We start from the raw sequence: 16,372 nt of genomic DNA on the forward strand, positions 1-16,372 counted from the left end.
GATGCGCTACCCTAGCGACCAAAAATCTGAAGGTACACCTTTTGGCATTTCTCAGCGCAGTCACCCTGTTATGGGCCTTTTCTTTTAGTCTGATCGGCGTTTATCTGGCCGGTCAGGTTGATCCCTGGTTCTCAGCGTTAAGCCGGATTGTGCTGGCCATGCTGGTGTTTATGCCGTTTCTGAAAGTACGGGCAGTGTCAGTGCAAACGGCAACAATGTTGATGCTGATCGGTGCGATTCAACTGGGCTTGATGTACGGTTTCTACTACCACAGCTTTCTTTACCTTAGTGTGCCCGAAGTGCTGCTGTTTACCGTGATGACCCCGCTTTATGTGACCTTGGTCAACGACCTACTGGATAAGCGCCTGCGCGGCCATTTTCTGCTAAGTGCCGCCGTGGCCACTTTGGGCGCCATCGCTATCCGCTATGACGGATTGAATAAAGACTTTGTCCTGGGCTTTTTCATCGTGCAAGGGGCCAACCTCTGCTTTGCAACGGGACAGGTTCTCTATAAACGCGTCGCCCCATCCCTTGCTTTTCCCCAACATCAAATCTTTGGTTGGTTTTTTATTGGCGCCTCATTGGTCTCCGGTTTGTCTTTTTTATTCTTTGGTAATATTCAAAGCTTACCTGCAACCGACCTGCAATGGGGCATTCTGCTTTATCTTGGGATTATCGCCTCAGGCCTGGGTTATTTTGGTTGGAATAAAGGGGCCACTCAGGTGGATGTGGGCAGTTTGGCGATTATGAATAATTTATTAATTCCCGCAGGCATCCTGGTTAACCTGCTAATCTGGAACCGCGATGCCGATTTGCTTCGCCTCACGGTTGGCGGCGGCATCATTCTGTTGGCGCTGCCACTTAATCAATGGTTGCTAAACAAACGTAAAATCGATGCAAACGCCGCGTGACAGGATCAGGTAGATACTGAGAAACTGCTCAGACCAAGATTCCTGCTGACCTTGGCCTTCGCTTCCTCTAAACTATTGGCAATAAATCAATAAGTTGCCGGGCTTTCTTAACCGTCAATTCATTGCATCAATGGCATTTGGGGACCATGGAAGAAGCATTCGAAACACAATCCTCACAACAACAGCTACAGGCCATCAATGATGCCCTGAGTAGCGGTATGTATGTGCATGTGCGCAAGATGCTGCACCATATGCCGGCGCCCGATGTGGCTTTCCTGCTCGAATCCACCCCGGCCAAGAGCCGTGCGGTACTGTGGCAACTTATTGACCCCGAATTCCACGGCGATGTACTCGAAGAGCTTTCTGAGGATGTGCGTAACGGCATTATCCGCCAGATGATGCCGGAAAAACTCGCCGATGCCCTCGAAGACATGGATACCGACGACTTGGCCGAGCTCTTGCGCGGCTTGCCGGATACCATCTTCCAGGAAGTGCTGCGCTCCATGGACGACCAGGATCGTCAGCGTGCCGAACGAGCCCTGTCCTTCGGCGAAGGCACCGCCGGTTTTATTATGAACACCGATACCATCACCCTGCGCCCCGAGGTGACGGTGGATGTGATCCTGCGTTATCTGCGCCTCAAAGGCGACGTGCCAGAGAGCACTGATGCTTTTTATGTGGTAAACCGCCACGACAAACTGATTGGCATAGTGCCGGTGACCCGTCTGCTGACCGCCACCCCCGACGTGACAGTGGAAGAGCTGATGGATGAAGACGCCGAGACCATCCCGGTGGATATGCCTGAAGGCGAACTGGCTAAGCTGTTTGAACGCTACAACTGGGTATCGGCGCCGGTGGTGGATGCCGATGACCGTTTGCTTGGCCGTATCACTATCGATGACGTGGTAGACATTATCCGCGAGGAAGCGGAACACAGCATGATGAGCATGGCAGGTTTGGATGATGAAGAGGATACCTTTGCCCCGGTGGTCAAAAGTACCCAACGCCGCTCTATCTGGCTGGGTGTTAACTTATTGACTGCGCTAATGGCAGCCGCCGTATCCGATATGTTTGAAGCCACCTTAAGTCAGTTAGCTGTGCTCGCCATCCTCAACACCATCGTACCCAGCATGGGCGGCGTAGCCGGTAATCAGACCCTGACCTTGGTCATTCGTGGTATGGCACTTGGCCATGTCAGTGCCAGCAACAGGCGATGGCTCATTAGCAAAGAGTTGGCTATCGGTGCCTTGAATGGCGTGATATGGGCAGTACTGATTGCCGGTGTTGTCGCTCTGTGGAAGCAAGACCTGTTACTTGGCGGTGTGATTGCTTTTGCCATGTTGGTCAATATGTTTGCTGCTGGCCTCTCTGGTGCGACGCTGCCGCTTATTATGAAGAAACTAAAGATTGACCCCGCTCTCGCCGGTAGTGTCATCCTCACTACCATCACCGATGTGGTTGGGATCTTTGCCTTCCTTGGCACTGCTACCCTGCTTTTAATGCCCTGACTCTTTACTTCTGACAGCGAACTCAAATCCTTGTTCTATAGTTAAATTTCGTTGTTATAGTGCCTGAGATTTGAGGTTATGAGTCAAACTGTTCTGATAAAAACCAAGGCCCAGTATTTAAGCGCGGCCATGTTGGTAGCGGCCTTTATTCTGATTTATATCGTGATGCAAACCCTGGCATTACCCATAATCAAGAAAGAGACTGAGGACAGGGCCTTGCTGCATGTGGGCAAGGGAGCCAAGGAGTTGGAAACACAACTTGCCGTGGGGGCGGTGTTAACCCAGAGTCTGGCCTCGCTTGCTGAAAACCTCCCGCTTGATAAGCAGGCCTTTGAGCAGGCACTGCCTCTCATTATCAACCACTTTGGCAACGAAGACGTTGTCGGCGGTGGTATCTGGCCAGAGCCCAATGCGCTTACGCCTGGGGCCGAGCGCAGTTCATTGTTCTGGGCCAGAGATAACTCAGGGCAATTGATCCAAGCCGACGACTATAACGATCCCAGCGGTAGCGGCTATCACAATGAAAGTTGGTACACCGTTGGCCGCAAACTCAAGGCCGGTCAATGCGGCTGGTCAGAAGCCTATGAAGATAGCTCATCGGGCACTGCTATTGCGATGGTAACCTGCACGGTACCTATCAATCGGGGCGGCCGTTTCTGGGGAGTGGCAACCATCGATCTTCGCCTGGCCGGCTTATCAGGCTTGTTGCAGGAGCAAAACCAGTCTTCGCAAGGTTACAGCTTTGTGCTGGGTCAGGGAGACCAGATTATCAGTTTCCCGGACATTCGCTCAGACTCGCTGGCCATGCAATCACTGGCCGACGTGGCCAGCAAGGATGACAGTATGCGTCCATTGCTGGAAGCCTTACGCAGCGGCAAATCTGTTGTATCTCTGCCAGAAGGCGTGGTTAAAGGCGAAGCGGCCATGCTTACCTTGCACACCATGTCAGAGCAAGGCATGAAAATGGGGATGCTGCTGCCTAATTCCGTGATTGAAGCCCCCTTGAATAAACTGAAATTCAGTCTGTACCTAACCTTGTTGCCTTTGTTGGCGTTGTTTGGCCTGGTCATGATTTTTTATTCCGGCAAGGTGATGGCCTGGGTCAATGAAACCACTGAGCAAATTCGCCGTTTGATTCAGGGCGGCACCTCAGCCACTTTGAAAATCGACAAAGAAGATGAGATCGGTTTGTTGAAAAAGGCCGTTAACCAATATGGGGAACACCTCAACAGCTTGCTAAGAGACATCGCTGTAGAAGCCAAAGAGGCTAAAAGTCGGGCGGCTGAACTGGATACCATGGCTACCTCCTTAAAACAGCGAGCCGAAACACAACTCAGCGAAAACAACCTGCTTGCTGCGGCCATCAATCAAATGGCTGGCAGCGCCACCGAAGTGGCCGGTAATACCAGCAATACCTCACAAACGGTGGAAGAATCCGAGCAGTTGGTACAACGAAGACTGAAAGACGTAGAGGCCAATAGCCAGGCCAATGAAGCCCTGGCCAAGGTACTCCAGCAAACAGCGGATATCATTAACCGTTTGTCCGACGACGCCCAGAAGATGGGCTCGGTGTTGGATGTGATCAAAGGCATATCCGAGCAAACCAATTTGCTGGCTTTAAATGCCGCCATTGAGGCAGCGCGGGCCGGCGAGCAGGGCCGCGGCTTCGCGGTAGTTGCTGATGAGGTAAGAACTTTAGCAGGACGCTCGCAGTCTTCAGCGGATGAAATCTCCGGCATGATAGGCCAGTTGCAGCAGTCGGCGAAACAGGGGGTGGAGATCATTATCAATTCCCAATCCCTGTCCGACCAATCGGTAGAGCGCTCCGCCAAGGTCATTGCCGGCTTTCAGGAGATCGTCAACGCCTTTGGAGGCATCAGTGACAGTACCTCGCAGATTGCGGTGGCGGCTCGCGAGCAAGCCAGCGTGGCCAATGAAATTCACCGCCTGGCCGAAGGCATTCGCGAAAGTAATGAGCTTAATTCCAGGGATGCCGCTGCGCTCAGTAAACTCAGCAAGTCTTCGTCCATGCTGTCACAACGTTTGTATGAGCTAAGTCACAACTAGCATGCGGATCAGGCCGAGGAGGCGGTCAGTGTGGCTCGTCGAAAGAAAAACAAGGTGACGCTTATAGCGGCAATAGGCACTAACGAGAAGTAGAAGGCTGTCTGGCCGTTAAAGCTGCCAAACACCAGACCGGTAATAATAGAGCCGGTGGTACCGCCCAAGGCCGAGAAAATCACTATCAGTCCGGTCATGGCAGAGTGCTGCACCTTGGGCAGGGATGACAACATAATGGAGTTGATGGCTGGGTAGATGGGTGCCATAAACAGGCCAATCAGCGGAAAAATAAAGGCTGCAAGCGGCGCACTGGACCAGCTCATCTGGGCATTTTCCTGCGCCAGGTTGGCCAAAGGCATAGACACCAATACCAGCGCCGCCATGCTCAGCAGGCAAATATTTAGCAGCAAATACCAGTTCAGCCGCTGCATCAGCACTCCGGCGCCGAGGCGGCCGATGGCCAGACAGGCAGCAAAGATACTGGTGGCCTGCACACTCATATCGGCAGGCAGGTGCAGCACTTCATTGTTAAAGGTCGGTAACCAGGTACCTATGCCCTGCTCTATCAAAACATACAAAAAGGCCGAGAGGATAAAGACTAATACTAACGGGCGAAACACCAGACGCAGCATATCCATAAAGGCCTGAATATTACCCTGCTCCTTCTCAGGCATCGGGTTTTTGAAGGGGGTTAGCAGTAGCAGTAAAAAGTTGGCCAGTCCCAGCAATGCCAACCACCAATAAACATTCAACCAGTCAGTGGAAGTGGGGTTATCACCGTCAATAAAAGCGCTAAACAGCCAATACCCGCTTAGCACCCCCACCATAAAAATCCCCTCAATGGTATTCATTACCGAGGCATGCTGCTGCTTATCATCGGTGATAAGGCCAACGGTGGAATACAGGGATACTTTGACCAATCCAAAAGCACTGCCCACCACCAGGAACAACATCTTGGTCATCAAAAAACCGGGAAACAATGGCATTAGCAGGCAGACAGCGCTGATCATCAAGCTACCGGTCATCATCGCCCGACGATATCCAAAGCGCGGTAAATAGGCGGCCAGGGCAAAAGAGACTATGGCGATAGGCAGGTCTTTAAAGCCTTCCAGCACGCTGGCCGCTTCCTTGCTGACGGCATAGCTGTTGATTACCTGCAGGATCACCGTTCCGACGCTGTTAAGCAGTATGGCAAACACAAAATAGGTCAGCATCAGTGACAGTTTTACTCTCAGCCTGTTGGTTATCATGCTTTCCTCTGCAAAAAGGCTTACGGCACAGCTTGAAATTTACCAGATATTAACATTATTGCAATCGATTGCAATAATTCTGCAAAGCCTCTAAGCTTAGGACCAGAATTGCCAATGGAGGCTTATTAGCTATGAAACACCCCTCCCCAAATCCAGCCTTTACTGTTGAGCCATGGGCCTTATCGACCGCCAGCGGCTACCAGGACCAATCCATGCTGGATGAAACCCTATTTGCCTTGGCTAACGGTTACCTCGGCACCAGAGGCACGGCTGAAGAAGGTGCCGAAGAGGGGCAATTCAGCTGTGAAGGCACCTATCTCAACGGCGTCTACCATAGCGAGGAGATCCAATACGGTGAAGTGGCCTATGGCTATGCCACCCATAACCAAAAAATGCAGCAAGTACCCAATGGCAAAGTGCTGCAGATTTTTGTGGATAATGAAAAAGTCAGCCAAGCGCAAAGTCTTGAGTGTCAACGCCGTCTGGATATGCAAAGCGCCAGCTATCAACGTGAATTGGTATGGCAGAGCAGTCAGGGCAAGCGCCTGCAAGTCAACTACCAACGTATGGCCTCCTTAAGCCACCCTAATCTGCTTTGCCTGCGACTGGAGATCACCGCTTTGAATTTCAGCGGTGAGATAAGCATCAAATCTATACTGGATGCCGGCTATCGCTTTGCTGCCAATAAAAGCGACCCCAGGGTGGGCCAACTCAGCATTGCCGATAGCTTGCAATTAACACGTAGCGAACTGGGTCATAGCGATGCCCGCATGCAACATCAGGTCAAGGACAGTCCATTTCTGCTGTGCTCTGGCTACGACCACCATTTTTCCGTACCACCGCTGCGCACCACCCAACTGGATCATGATTTACAGATTGGCCATCAGTTCGAGTTTGCCCTGAATCAGAACAAGCCATTGGTGGTGGAAAAATATGTGCTCTATAACCACAGCCGGACAATGGACGACACGACACTTAAGGCCAGCCACCAGAGCCTGATGGCCGAAGTCCGTGAGCTTGGTTGGGACAAACTCTTTGCTCAGCATACCGAGCAGGTAAAGGCCTATTGGCGTAACAGCGATGTGGTCATCGATGGCGATCCGGCCATGCAGCAGGGGATTCGCTTTAACCTGCTGCACCTTTTTATGTCGGTGGGTAAGGATGGCAAAAGCAATATCGGCGCTAAAGGCCTGACCGGCCACGGTTATGACGGCCATTATTTTTGGGATACCGAAATCTATATTCTCTCTTTCCTAAGCGCCACCAATCCGGCGCTGGCCCGCCATTGCCTGGAATATCGCTATCATACTCTGGACGGTGCGCGCAGGCGGGCAAGGGAAATGTCCCATCCCAGCGGTGCGCTTTATCCCTGGCGTACCATAGGCGGTGATGAATGTTCGGCCTTTTTCCCGGCCGGCACCGCCCAATACCATATCAACGCTGCCATCGCCCATGCCATTAAGAGCTACTACCTGGCGAGCGGCGACTGGCAGTTTATTCTTGAGATGGGCGCCGAAATGCTGTTTGAAACCGCCCGCCTGTGGCTGCATTTAGGCCATTTCAACCCCAGATGTGACGGGCGTTTTTGCATCGACGGGGTCACCGGGCCCGATGAGTATACCGCCATCGTCAATAACAACTTCTATACCAATGCCATGGCCAAGGCTCACCTGGACTTTGCCGTAGAAGTGGTCGATCGCTTTCAACGCGAAGACAGCGAACGTTGGAAATCAATTTGCCATCAGTTGACGCTAACCGAAGAAGAAGTCGCGCTATGGCAAAAAGCAGCCGACCTGATGTATCTGCCCTATGATGAAAAGCTGGGGATCAGCCCTCAGGATGACAGTTTCCTGGAGAAAAAGCCCTGGGACTTTGCCAATACCCCGGCCAATCAGTATCCCCTGCTGCTGCATTTCCATCCGCTGGTGATCTATCGTCATCAGGTATTGAAACAAGCCGATGTGGTGCTGGCCATGTTCCTGCTAGACGATGCCTTCCCGCAGGAACTAAAAGCCAGAAACCTGGCCTATTACGAGCCACTGACCACCCATGACTCGACCCTGTCCACCTGTATCCATGCCATCGAATTTGCCGAGACCGGGGACTATGAAAAGGCCTATGAGTTCTTTAAGGATTCGGTGCGTATGGATCTCGACAACCTGCACGGCAATACCGAATACGGCATCCACACCGCCTGCATGGCAGGCTCCTGGATGAGCATCGTAAATGGTTTTGCCGGTCTTAGGATCCGCGCCGATAAGCTGGTGTTTAACCCCAGTCTGCCGGCCCATTGGCGGGGCTTTGGCTTTAACCTCAATTGCCATGGCCGCCATCTGCATATACAGATCAGCGCCAGGGAGACCCGCTATCAGTTACTGAGGGGTGACAACCTGGAAATAGAGCACCAGGGCAAGAAAGTACTGCTGCAAAAAGACCAGCCCTTGTGCCTGGCCAATCAGGGAGATAAAGCATGATTATCAAGGCCATGATTTTCGATTTGGACGGCGTGCTCACCGATACCGCCGAATACCATTATCAGGCCTGGTCGGCCCTGGCCAGTGAGTTAGGCATCCCCTTTAGCCGCGAAGATAACGAGCAGTTAAAAGGCGTGGACCGTATGGGTTCACTGGACTTTATCCTGGCCAAGGGTGGACTCAGGCTGCCAGAAGCAGAGAGACAGCGCCTGGCCGACAACAAAAACCGCCACTACCAGCAACTGATTGAAACCATGACCCCCATGGATTTATTTGATGGGGTAACAGAGCTGTTTGCCACCCTGAAGGCCAGGCAGATTGCCATCGGTCTCGCCTCCTCCAGCAAAAACGCGCCCATGGTGATTGAGCGTCTGGGCATTGAAGATGCCTTCGACTATGTGGCCGATGCAGCCAAGATTGCCAAAGGCAAACCCCATCCCGAGATTTTCCTGACCGTGGCTAAAGCCCTGGGTGTCCACCCCCAAGAGGCAGTGGGCGTGGAAGATAGTTTGGCAGGACTACAAGGCATATTGGATGCCGGTATGCACAGCGTGGGTATCGGCGATGGACGCGTACTACAAGATGCTGAATGGGTGTATCCGCATATTAGCGCTATGGAATTGGATAAGGTGTTGTGGGTGAAGAACGGTGAGCGAAGCGAGCGAGGGGTGAATTGTTCGCCTCCTCCCTGAGGCTCACCTGCTTAGCAAGCCAACTAAAGCTGTTCCAATTCATTCCAGATGAATTGGTAACGTCACGCCGACAAATCCTTCAGGAAAGGATTTGAACTGACCTGACAGCCCGGCAGGGTGAGACTCATGGATGGGTCGAACAATGTGATGAACGACGCATCGTGGATGATGCGGCTGGAACCAAGCTACAGGACGTACTGCTAAAACGCTTTTTCTATAGTCCCCTATGACAATGGGCTAAGTGACAATGATTTCTTTGCGCATTCATAGACAGACCTCGTTAGAGCGCTGAAGCCTCAAGTGAAGCGCTAAATAAACTCCTGCACTCACAGCAAAGCATCAACCTAGCGAGCCTTTTTAGCCTTAGCCCGCTCAAACACCTGCTTTTCTGCCTCGCTTATTAGTTTGGCTAACTCCCCATTGGCAATACTTTGGGCAATCACCTTGTCGATGCGGGGCACCAGTGTTTTATGACGCTGATGGATATAGTGATACAAATCCTGTTTGTCTAATGGGGGCGTTGTCGCTATCAGGCGGTTTGAGTCCATCGCCGTCAGAGTCACCACCCCATTCAACTGACTGGTCAGGGCCACATCGATTAAGCCTTGCTCTACCAGGCGCATCATTTCCTCGGTAGTGTCGAAATCATGCACCCTGGGCATGCCCGCAGTCATATTATTGGTATGTTTAACTCCTCTCACCTTACCAATAATAAATTGCTGCAAATGTTCTTGGTCCTCGATGCGCAGATTTCTGCTGGCCGATACAAAAGGCATGGTTTCCAGGAAGTAATAGGCGGTAGGCACCCTGACCATATTGGGGTTTTCGTCGCCGTAGGAGTAGATGCGCATGATTTCGCCGTCCAACTGCCCGTTAACCACGTTGTGTTCGGCCCTTTTGCCGGGCAGGGGAGTAATAGTGATCTGGATATCAAGCTTTGCATAAAGCTGAGGCAGCACAATCCTGCCCACCTCTTGCTCGGCAAGCAGCTTAATTGAGGCAAAATGATAAGACTCGGCAGCCACTGCCGCAGTCACAAAGCTGAGTCCAGCTAACAACCACTTCATCATTAAGATCTTAGAAAGTGCGTGCCATTTTTTTGTTTGAATTTAGCAGCAAGTATAACGGATACGGCGTTGGCAGCATTATTAAATGCTCACTTAGCTTTGGTTAGCTAAAGACTGGAAATTGAAACCTTGGTCAGGACCGACTGATGCGCTCGGCTCTTGCTTGGCCAGAAATCTGGTCCGACGGAAATGCGCCAGCTCTTCACACCTAACGCATCACTCTCTTTTACTGCTCTCCCGCACTACCAACTGCACATCCAGCAATTGCGAGCGCACCGCTTTGCCGGCCAGCTTGTCCAATAATTTATTGACCAGCAGTCTTCCCCCTTCCAGGGTTTGCTGGCGGATGGTGGTCAACGACGGCTGATAGAACATGGACATGGCCACATCGTCAAAGCCGACTACGGCAACCTGCCCGGGAATGCCAATACCCGCTTCAGTCAGCTTTTTCATCGCCCCCAGGGCAATCACATCGCTGACCGCAAACAGGCCGTCGACCGTTAGAGATGATTGTGCCAGTAAACGGCAGGCACTTTGGTAACCCGCCTCGCTGGTAAAGTCTGTATCAAAGCGTAGGCTTTCATCCAGGGCAATCCTCGCCTGCTGCAAGGCCAGGCAATACCCCTGCCAGCGCTGCTCCATTTCGCTGTGGCTGATATCACCGAAAAAGGCGATCCGTTTACAGCCCTGGTTAATCAGGTGATTAACCGCCATAAAGGCGCCCATCTTATTGTCGCTGCCGACAGTGCAATAATCGCTGTCTGGCAGTGCCGCCCCCCAAACCACAAAGGGAAAGTCTTCCCTGGCCAGGTTATCGATACGTGCATCATGTTCCCCCTGGCCAATCACAATCAGGCCGTCTGCACGCTTGGAATCAAAATAGTAATTGCCCCAGTCATCAGAGGCAGTGCGGGTATTGGATAGCAACATATCGTAACCGTGCAGGGTCAGTTCATCGGCAATGGCACCGAGAATATCCAGCAGGAAAGGATCGGAAATACCGCGCTCGGTGCGTTCTTTAAACAGTACCACCACCGCTATTACCCGGGTTTTTTGGGTGCGTAGCGCCCTGGCCTTGGCGTTAATCTTAAAATTATGCTCTTTGGCCAGAGCCTGAATTTTCTCACGGGTCTTTTGATTAACCAGCGGATTGTCGTTTAGCGCCCTGGAAACCGTGGATTCGGATACCCCCAATAGTTCGGCGATATCGGCAATGCTTCTTACGCGCTTTTGATTCATCCTGGCAACCTGGTCTGACTAATGGCCCAAAACCACTAAGACTATCAAATGCTTGGCTTATGGCGAAGAGAAATGCTGTACCTGGACAGGTGGGCCTCACAAGCTGCGAGGCCCATTTGCCTTAGAAGGTATAGCCGACACTCAGTTTAACTGAGCGAGGCAGGATAAAGCGCCCGTTTGGCGCCAGGGGGTTACGGGGATCGCCCTCGGTCAGGCCGTCCTTATCGGTGAGGTTATCCACCGATACCCGCAAGTTGACGTTCTCGCTCACTTCCCAGTAGGCGCCAACATCTACCTTGGTATAGCCTTCCAACACCACGGCATTGCCATTATCGGACCAGCGATCATCCGCCGACGAGACCGTGCCATACAAGGTCAGGAAGTTGCCGCCGGCCAGTTCCACATCGTAGCTGGGCGTCACCCTGATTTGCCAGCCCGGCTGGCGCTGTACTTCGTTGCCCAGCCAATCGGGGTTATCACTCTTAGTGATCTCGGTATCCTGCAACGTGGCATTAAGGTTGATATTCAGACCCATATCAAAGGTATAGTTGGCATCAATCTCAACACCTTTGGTCTCGGTCACAAACAACACCGCAGGTGCGCCGGGTTGAGTCACGTTGGAACTTTCGCTCTCGTTGAAAAAGCCGGTGGCGTAGAGGCTGTAATTGTCCCCTGCCAGCTTATAACCCAATTCGTACTGGTCCACTTCGAAAATCAGGTCGCCACCGTTGCTGAAGTTACCGTAGTTATCACGGAAATCATCAAAATAGGGCATCTTGTTACCGTCATTAATACGGAAAAACACCCCGGAATTATCTGTCAGCATATAGTTGACACCCGCTGTCCAGGAGGTGGTATCTTCGTCGTAATCCACCGACTTGGTAACCACTCCGTCCAGACCTTCGTCCACCGTATATTCAATCTCATGGTTCTCCCGGCGCAAGCCCAAGTCCAGAGTCAGATTATCCATGGGCTTATATTCAAAGGCGGTATACAGCGCCTGGGTACGGCCATCGCCCGTACTGTTGATATCGTAGTTCCAACCGCAGCTGTCCAGGTTGTCATTGCAATCGATACCGGTCAGATTCTCGCCGCCGGGCGCCACCACATGGTAGGACTGATTGCCAAGGGACCACCAGTCGTTGGCGGAGAAGTGCGAGTTATACAGGCCAACCGTCAGCTTGAGCGCATCAAAACGCTTGCTGAAAGCCAGGTCATTGGTAAAAGACTCGATTTCCTTGAGCACCACCCAACGGCCAATTTGCTGTACCTGGGTGCTGCCGGAATATGCATTGCCCGATACCGCGCCTACTGCACTGCTGCCATTATCAGCCACCGTGGACAGGGCCACCGGCTCGCCATTGGGCACCAGGCCGAAGGTGTTGGCATCGCCCTTGGTATAGTTGAATCTGTCGACAAACTCCCAGTCATTGCCCAAATCCAGCTGAATTTTGCCACCGGATACTGAGCCGTCCCAGCCACGACCGTCACCAAAATCATAAGCTTGAGTGGTGCCATCGGGACCGTATTGGATGCTGGCCTGACGATTCATCGTGCCAATCTGGGTATAGCTGTTATCCACCCCGTCAATCAGCGGCGTAGGCAAATACCACACGCCGTGATCATCGGTGACCCTGGTGTAGAAATTCATCTTACCGTTATCCAGTTCCTTGGTGATATTTACGGTAAATTGATGGCCTTTTTCGGCATTAAAACCGGCGTCACGAATACCGGGGGAGCTGGAGACATAGCCGCCTACCATATAGTAGAGACCATCATCAATTTTGCCGCTGACCACAGCATCCACACGCTGCAGGTCATAATCCGAGGTGCTGTATTTAAACAGTCCTTCGGTAACCTCAGAGCCTTCCTTAAGCATAAAGTTGGTGGTCAGGCCTGGCTGACCGTTGGAGACCACAGGGTTGGTACCGCCACGCAGGGCTTCCATAAAGGCCACGGTTTCATCGATACGAAACAGGGTAGAGTTTTCCAGGAAGGATAAGGTCGGTGGCTGGAATAAGGGGGCACCTTCCATCTGCACGGTCAAAAAGGGCGCATCGCCAGTGCTGGGAAAGCCACGCACAAAGACGTTGGCGCCTGAGACACCACCTGAGCTTTCGGCCCAGACACCGGGCACTGCTTTGAACAAGTCGGCCGTACTTTTGGGCGCTAACTTGCGGATGGCATCGGCAGAGAGGTTAGTGATAGCAAAGCTGGCGTCTACTTTGCGCATGGCGGTACCCGATGGCGTTCCTGTTACCACTATCTGTTCATAATCTTTGGCGTCTTCGCTGCTGTTGCTTGTGGCTTCCTGGGCCTGGGCACTTCCCAAGGCGGAAGCGATGGCCAGTGCCAAGGCGCATTGTCTGGTATTCATGTTTCTCATCCCCAAAATTGAGTTAGCAGGCATCAAGGGCAACCCAGTTTTGACGATTGGATTTGGGTAGCCGGAAAGATGTTGGAGGTAAAAATAGATCGCATTGCAATCGATTGCAATAAAGATCGGAACTATTTGTGTGTTTTTTGTTAAAAACTTGATGTCTTGCCGTTCAGGAAATCAATTCCGCCACATAAAATTGACTTTTCAGGCATCACCGGGCATAAAAAAGCCTGTCTCTGGGGACAGGCTATTACTTTCAGCAAACACTTACTGATAACGATTGCATTCCCTGCCTGGCAAGCCTTTAATCATCAATACTCTGATCAGCCAACCAGTTATGCAGGGCTTGGGTATCCAGCTTCAGGGCTTCCTGTAACTCTTCCACCCAATCGTACACATTCTGCCACCAGGCCGGATGGTCACCTTGTTGTATTTGATTGGCAATCTTCTGTACTCGCGATAATCCTACCGAACCCGCGGCTCCTTTTATTTTGTGGGCCTGACTGCAGACTTCATCCTTGTCCTTGGCGCTTAAGTTGGTCAGCAGGATTTCCATATACTGCGGAATGCTTTGTTTAAATACATTAACGCTGGTGCTGAGCAACTCTGCCCCGATGGTGTCCACCAGCATCTGCAGCATATCCAGATCCAACACCGCTTCGTTGCCATTGCCATTGGCCAACGCTGGCGCATGAGGTTGATGCACACACTCGCTGAACAATTGGTTAAAGACCTCAATCACCCTGCTCTTTTTAATGGGTTTGGAAATTACATCGTCCATGCCCTGATCCAGGTATTCCTGTCGGGTTTTAATCACATTGGCGGTTAGCGCAACAATAGGCGTGCCAGCCACCAAGTCTTCTTCGTGCAATTGACTGGCCACTTCAAAGCCATTCATATCCGGCAATTGGATGTCCAGCAGCACCAGGTCGTAATGACGGCTTCTGGCTTTCTGCAGAGCTTCGTTGCCGGTCATGGCCACATCCACTTTCTGACCGAGCTTTTCCAGCAATGCCTTAGCGACCATTACGTTGAGCTCAATATCTTCCACCAGCAAAATATCCAGGCCTTTGACCTCAATATCTGCCAATTGTGCTGGACGTGTGCTGACCGCCAGCGGCAGCTCAACAGTAAAGCAGGTACCTTTGCCCACTTCGCTGCTGACATGGATTTTACCGCCCATCAGATCCACCATCTGTTTGCAGATGGCCAAGCCAATACCCGTGCCGGTGGCACTCTGATGATCGGGATGCTGCACCTGATAATACATGGCAAAAATCTTATCCAGCTCCTCTTCCGGAATGCCAATACCGGTATCGGCCACCTTAAAGATGACAGTGCACATGCCCTGCTTAGGTGCGCTGGCGGAAAGGGTAAAACTCACCGAACCCTGCTGGGTGAATTTCACCGCATTAAACAGTAGGTTCCACAAGACCTGGCGCAGGCGCGTTCCGTCCGCCTCCACAAATTCCGGCAGTGAACCGTCAATCTTGGTCTGAAAGGCCAGCCCTTTATCCGCTACCAGCAGCTTGATAATGCTCGACAACTCATCAAAGAAATCGCGCAGGCTGACCGTTTTCAGGGCCAGTTCCAATCGGTCGCGCCCCAATTTATCCAGGTCGATGATGTCATTGAAGATATTGCCCAAGGTGATGGCACTGGCGTAAATGGTACTGACCCAAGCGTATTGTTCTTTATTCAGCTCGGTATCCCTGAGCATACGGCTAAGTCCAACAATGCCGTTGAGCGGAGTTCTTAACTCATGACTGATGGTCGCAACAAAGGCCGTTTTATCACGTGCTGCTTTTTCCAATGCTACTTGTGACTGCTTGCGCTCAGTAATATCCCGGCCAAAAGCCAATAACCCAAGGCGTTGACCCTCCTGATCGAAAAAAGGCACTTTGCGCATTTCGAAGTAGCGCTTTCGACCATCGGCAAAACGCAGCCATAACTCTTCGGTGATACTAACGTTGTTTTCCAGGATCTCATGATCACTGGCCACCACCTGGTTAGCCAAGTCTTCTTCATATACCTCATGGGGGGTCAGGCCAATCAACTCGGCCTCAGTTTTGCCGGTCATCTCCTCAGCAACACGATTACATCCGGCGAACTGCCCCGCTTCATTGCGATAGTAAATCAGATCCGGACTGGCATCGATAATAGAACGCAGCAGTGTGGAAAGCCGCAGCGCCTGTTGCTCCTTTTCGGTTTTTTCCTTAATTTCCTGCTCCAGTTCGGTGAACACTTTTTCACGCTCTTCCTGGGCGGCGCGACGCTGTTCCATTTCGCTGTTCAGTTGGCGGATATTGCTTTGCAACTCCCGGTTTAGCAGCACATCTTCTTCACGTAGGCTTTCTAACTGATTCACTACCTCTTTTAGGCTGCGTCTGCTTTTTTCCAGCTGAGACACCAACTCACTAAAAAAGAAAAGCACCCAAGGTGCGCTTAGCATGGTCAGAATAATGGCCGTGATAAAGTCAGCCATTTGCACTTCACCGGTCAGCTGCAGTCGCACGAAATAAGAGCCTATCAGGGTGAAAGCCAAGGTCAGGAGGACGAAAAAGATACTGATTCTGATTGTGCCAAAGCGCCAAACATATTGGGCAAAACGAAACGCCCAGGAGTCGATATGGAAGTTATTAGACATGACCGCTATCTGCAAAAACGCTGTGGGCGAATGCTAACAACTGACACAATGAATTGGTATTGGCAGCGAAAGAATTTATCCAGCCCGCGAGCAATCTAACTTATGCCAAATGGATAGATAGTTATTCATTTATTAACAAATAC

Annotated in this window: 10 protein-coding genes; 5 read left to right on the forward strand and 5 right to left on the reverse strand. The window is 51.7% G+C overall.

The features are described 5' to 3' along the window. Positions 1-41 precede the first annotated feature (41 nt). From P2G88_RS09515 to P2G88_RS09525, 3 genes are all read left to right on the forward strand, one after another. Positions 42-911, forward strand: a complete 870-nt coding sequence (locus tag P2G88_RS09515) for an EamA family transporter (protein ID WP_275795632.1) — start codon at positions 42-44, stop codon at positions 909-911. A gap of 146 nt (positions 912-1,057) precedes the next feature. Then, positions 1,058-2,419, forward strand: coding sequence for a magnesium transporter (gene mgtE, locus P2G88_RS09520; protein WP_275795633.1), 1,362 nt, complete (start codon positions 1,058-1,060; stop codon positions 2,417-2,419). A 78-nt stretch (positions 2,420-2,497) separates the two neighbouring features. Then, entirely contained in the window at positions 2,498-4,486 is a 1,989-nt protein-coding gene (locus P2G88_RS09525; RefSeq protein ID WP_275795634.1) for a methyl-accepting chemotaxis protein, read from the forward strand. An 8-nt stretch (positions 4,487-4,494) separates the two neighbouring features. Here the strand turns inward: P2G88_RS09525 and P2G88_RS09530 are convergent, their stop codons facing one another. Continuing rightward, complete coding sequence (locus P2G88_RS09530) at positions 4,495-5,730, reverse strand: MFS transporter (RefSeq protein WP_275795635.1); 1,236 nt, start codon at positions 5,728-5,730, stop codon at positions 4,495-4,497. A 131-nt stretch (positions 5,731-5,861) separates the two neighbouring features. Here P2G88_RS09530 and P2G88_RS09535 point away from each other — a divergent pair, with 131 nt between their 5' ends. Together P2G88_RS09535 and pgmB are read left to right on the forward strand one after the other, a co-directional pair. After that, positions 5,862-8,204 (forward strand): glycosyl hydrolase family 65 protein, encoded by a 2,343-nt coding sequence (locus P2G88_RS09535; protein ID WP_275795636.1) that lies wholly within the window; start codon positions 5,862-5,864, stop codon positions 8,202-8,204. Next, on the forward strand, positions 8,201-8,896 hold the full coding sequence (gene pgmB, locus P2G88_RS09540; protein ID WP_275795637.1) for a beta-phosphoglucomutase: 696 nt from the start codon (positions 8,201-8,203) through the stop codon (positions 8,894-8,896). The genes P2G88_RS09535 and pgmB overlap by 4 nt, the downstream gene beginning before the upstream one ends. Positions 8,897-9,240: 344 nt before the next feature. Here the strand turns inward: pgmB and P2G88_RS09545 are convergent, their stop codons facing one another. From P2G88_RS09545 to arcB, 4 genes are all read right to left on the reverse strand, one after another. Continuing rightward, the gene (locus tag P2G88_RS09545) at positions 9,241-9,963 is read right to left on the reverse strand and encodes a transporter substrate-binding domain-containing protein (RefSeq protein ID WP_275795638.1); all 723 of its coding nucleotides are present in this window, start codon (positions 9,961-9,963) and stop codon (positions 9,241-9,243) included. 216 nt (positions 9,964-10,179) lie between these two features. Further along, the gene (locus tag P2G88_RS09550; RefSeq protein ID WP_275795639.1) at positions 10,180-11,202 is read right to left on the reverse strand and encodes a LacI family DNA-binding transcriptional regulator; all 1,023 of its coding nucleotides are present in this window, start codon (positions 11,200-11,202) and stop codon (positions 10,180-10,182) included. A gap of 121 nt (positions 11,203-11,323) precedes the next feature. Beyond that, the gene (locus P2G88_RS09555; RefSeq protein WP_275795640.1) at positions 11,324-13,579 is read right to left on the reverse strand and encodes a TonB-dependent receptor; all 2,256 of its coding nucleotides are present in this window, start codon (positions 13,577-13,579) and stop codon (positions 11,324-11,326) included. A gap of 307 nt (positions 13,580-13,886) precedes the next feature. After that, positions 13,887-16,229 carry an aerobic respiration two-component sensor histidine kinase ArcB gene (arcB, locus tag P2G88_RS09560; RefSeq protein ID WP_275795641.1) on the reverse strand — a complete coding sequence of 781 codons (2,343 nt, stop codon included), beginning with the start codon at positions 16,227-16,229 and terminating at the stop codon, positions 13,887-13,889. Positions 16,230-16,372 lie beyond the last annotated feature (143 nt).

The organism is Aliiglaciecola sp. CAU 1673 (assembly GCF_029223185.1).
In the GTDB taxonomy this organism is placed as follows: domain Bacteria; phylum Pseudomonadota; class Gammaproteobacteria; order Enterobacterales; family Alteromonadaceae; genus Bowmanella.

What these genes read in the sequence shown, in the direction of transcription:
- mgtE (WP_275795633.1), top strand. Translation starts at nt 1,058, where the DNA reads ATGGAAGAAGCATTCGAAACACAATCCTCACAACAACAGCTACAGGCC.
- P2G88_RS09525 (WP_275795634.1), top strand. Translation starts at nt 2,498, where the DNA reads ATGAGTCAAACTGTTCTGATAAAAACCAAGGCCCAGTATTTAAGCGCG.
- P2G88_RS09530 (WP_275795635.1), bottom strand. Translation starts at nt 5,730, where the DNA reads ATGATAACCAACAGGCTGAGAGTAAAACTGTCACTGATGCTGACCTAT.
- P2G88_RS09535 (WP_275795636.1), top strand. Translation starts at nt 5,862, where the DNA reads ATGAAACACCCCTCCCCAAATCCAGCCTTTACTGTTGAGCCATGGGCC.
- pgmB (WP_275795637.1), top strand. Translation starts at nt 8,201, where the DNA reads ATGATTATCAAGGCCATGATTTTCGATTTGGACGGCGTGCTCACCGAT.
- P2G88_RS09545 (WP_275795638.1), bottom strand. Translation starts at nt 9,963, where the DNA reads ATGAAGTGGTTGTTAGCTGGACTCAGCTTTGTGACTGCGGCAGTGGCT.
- P2G88_RS09550 (WP_275795639.1), bottom strand. Translation starts at nt 11,202, where the DNA reads ATGAATCAAAAGCGCGTAAGAAGCATTGCCGATATCGCCGAACTATTG.
- P2G88_RS09555 (WP_275795640.1), bottom strand. Translation starts at nt 13,579, where the DNA reads ATGAATACCAGACAATGCGCCTTGGCACTGGCCATCGCTTCCGCCTTG.
- arcB (WP_275795641.1), bottom strand. Translation starts at nt 16,229, where the DNA reads ATGTCTAATAACTTCCATATCGACTCCTGGGCGTTTCGTTTTGCCCAA.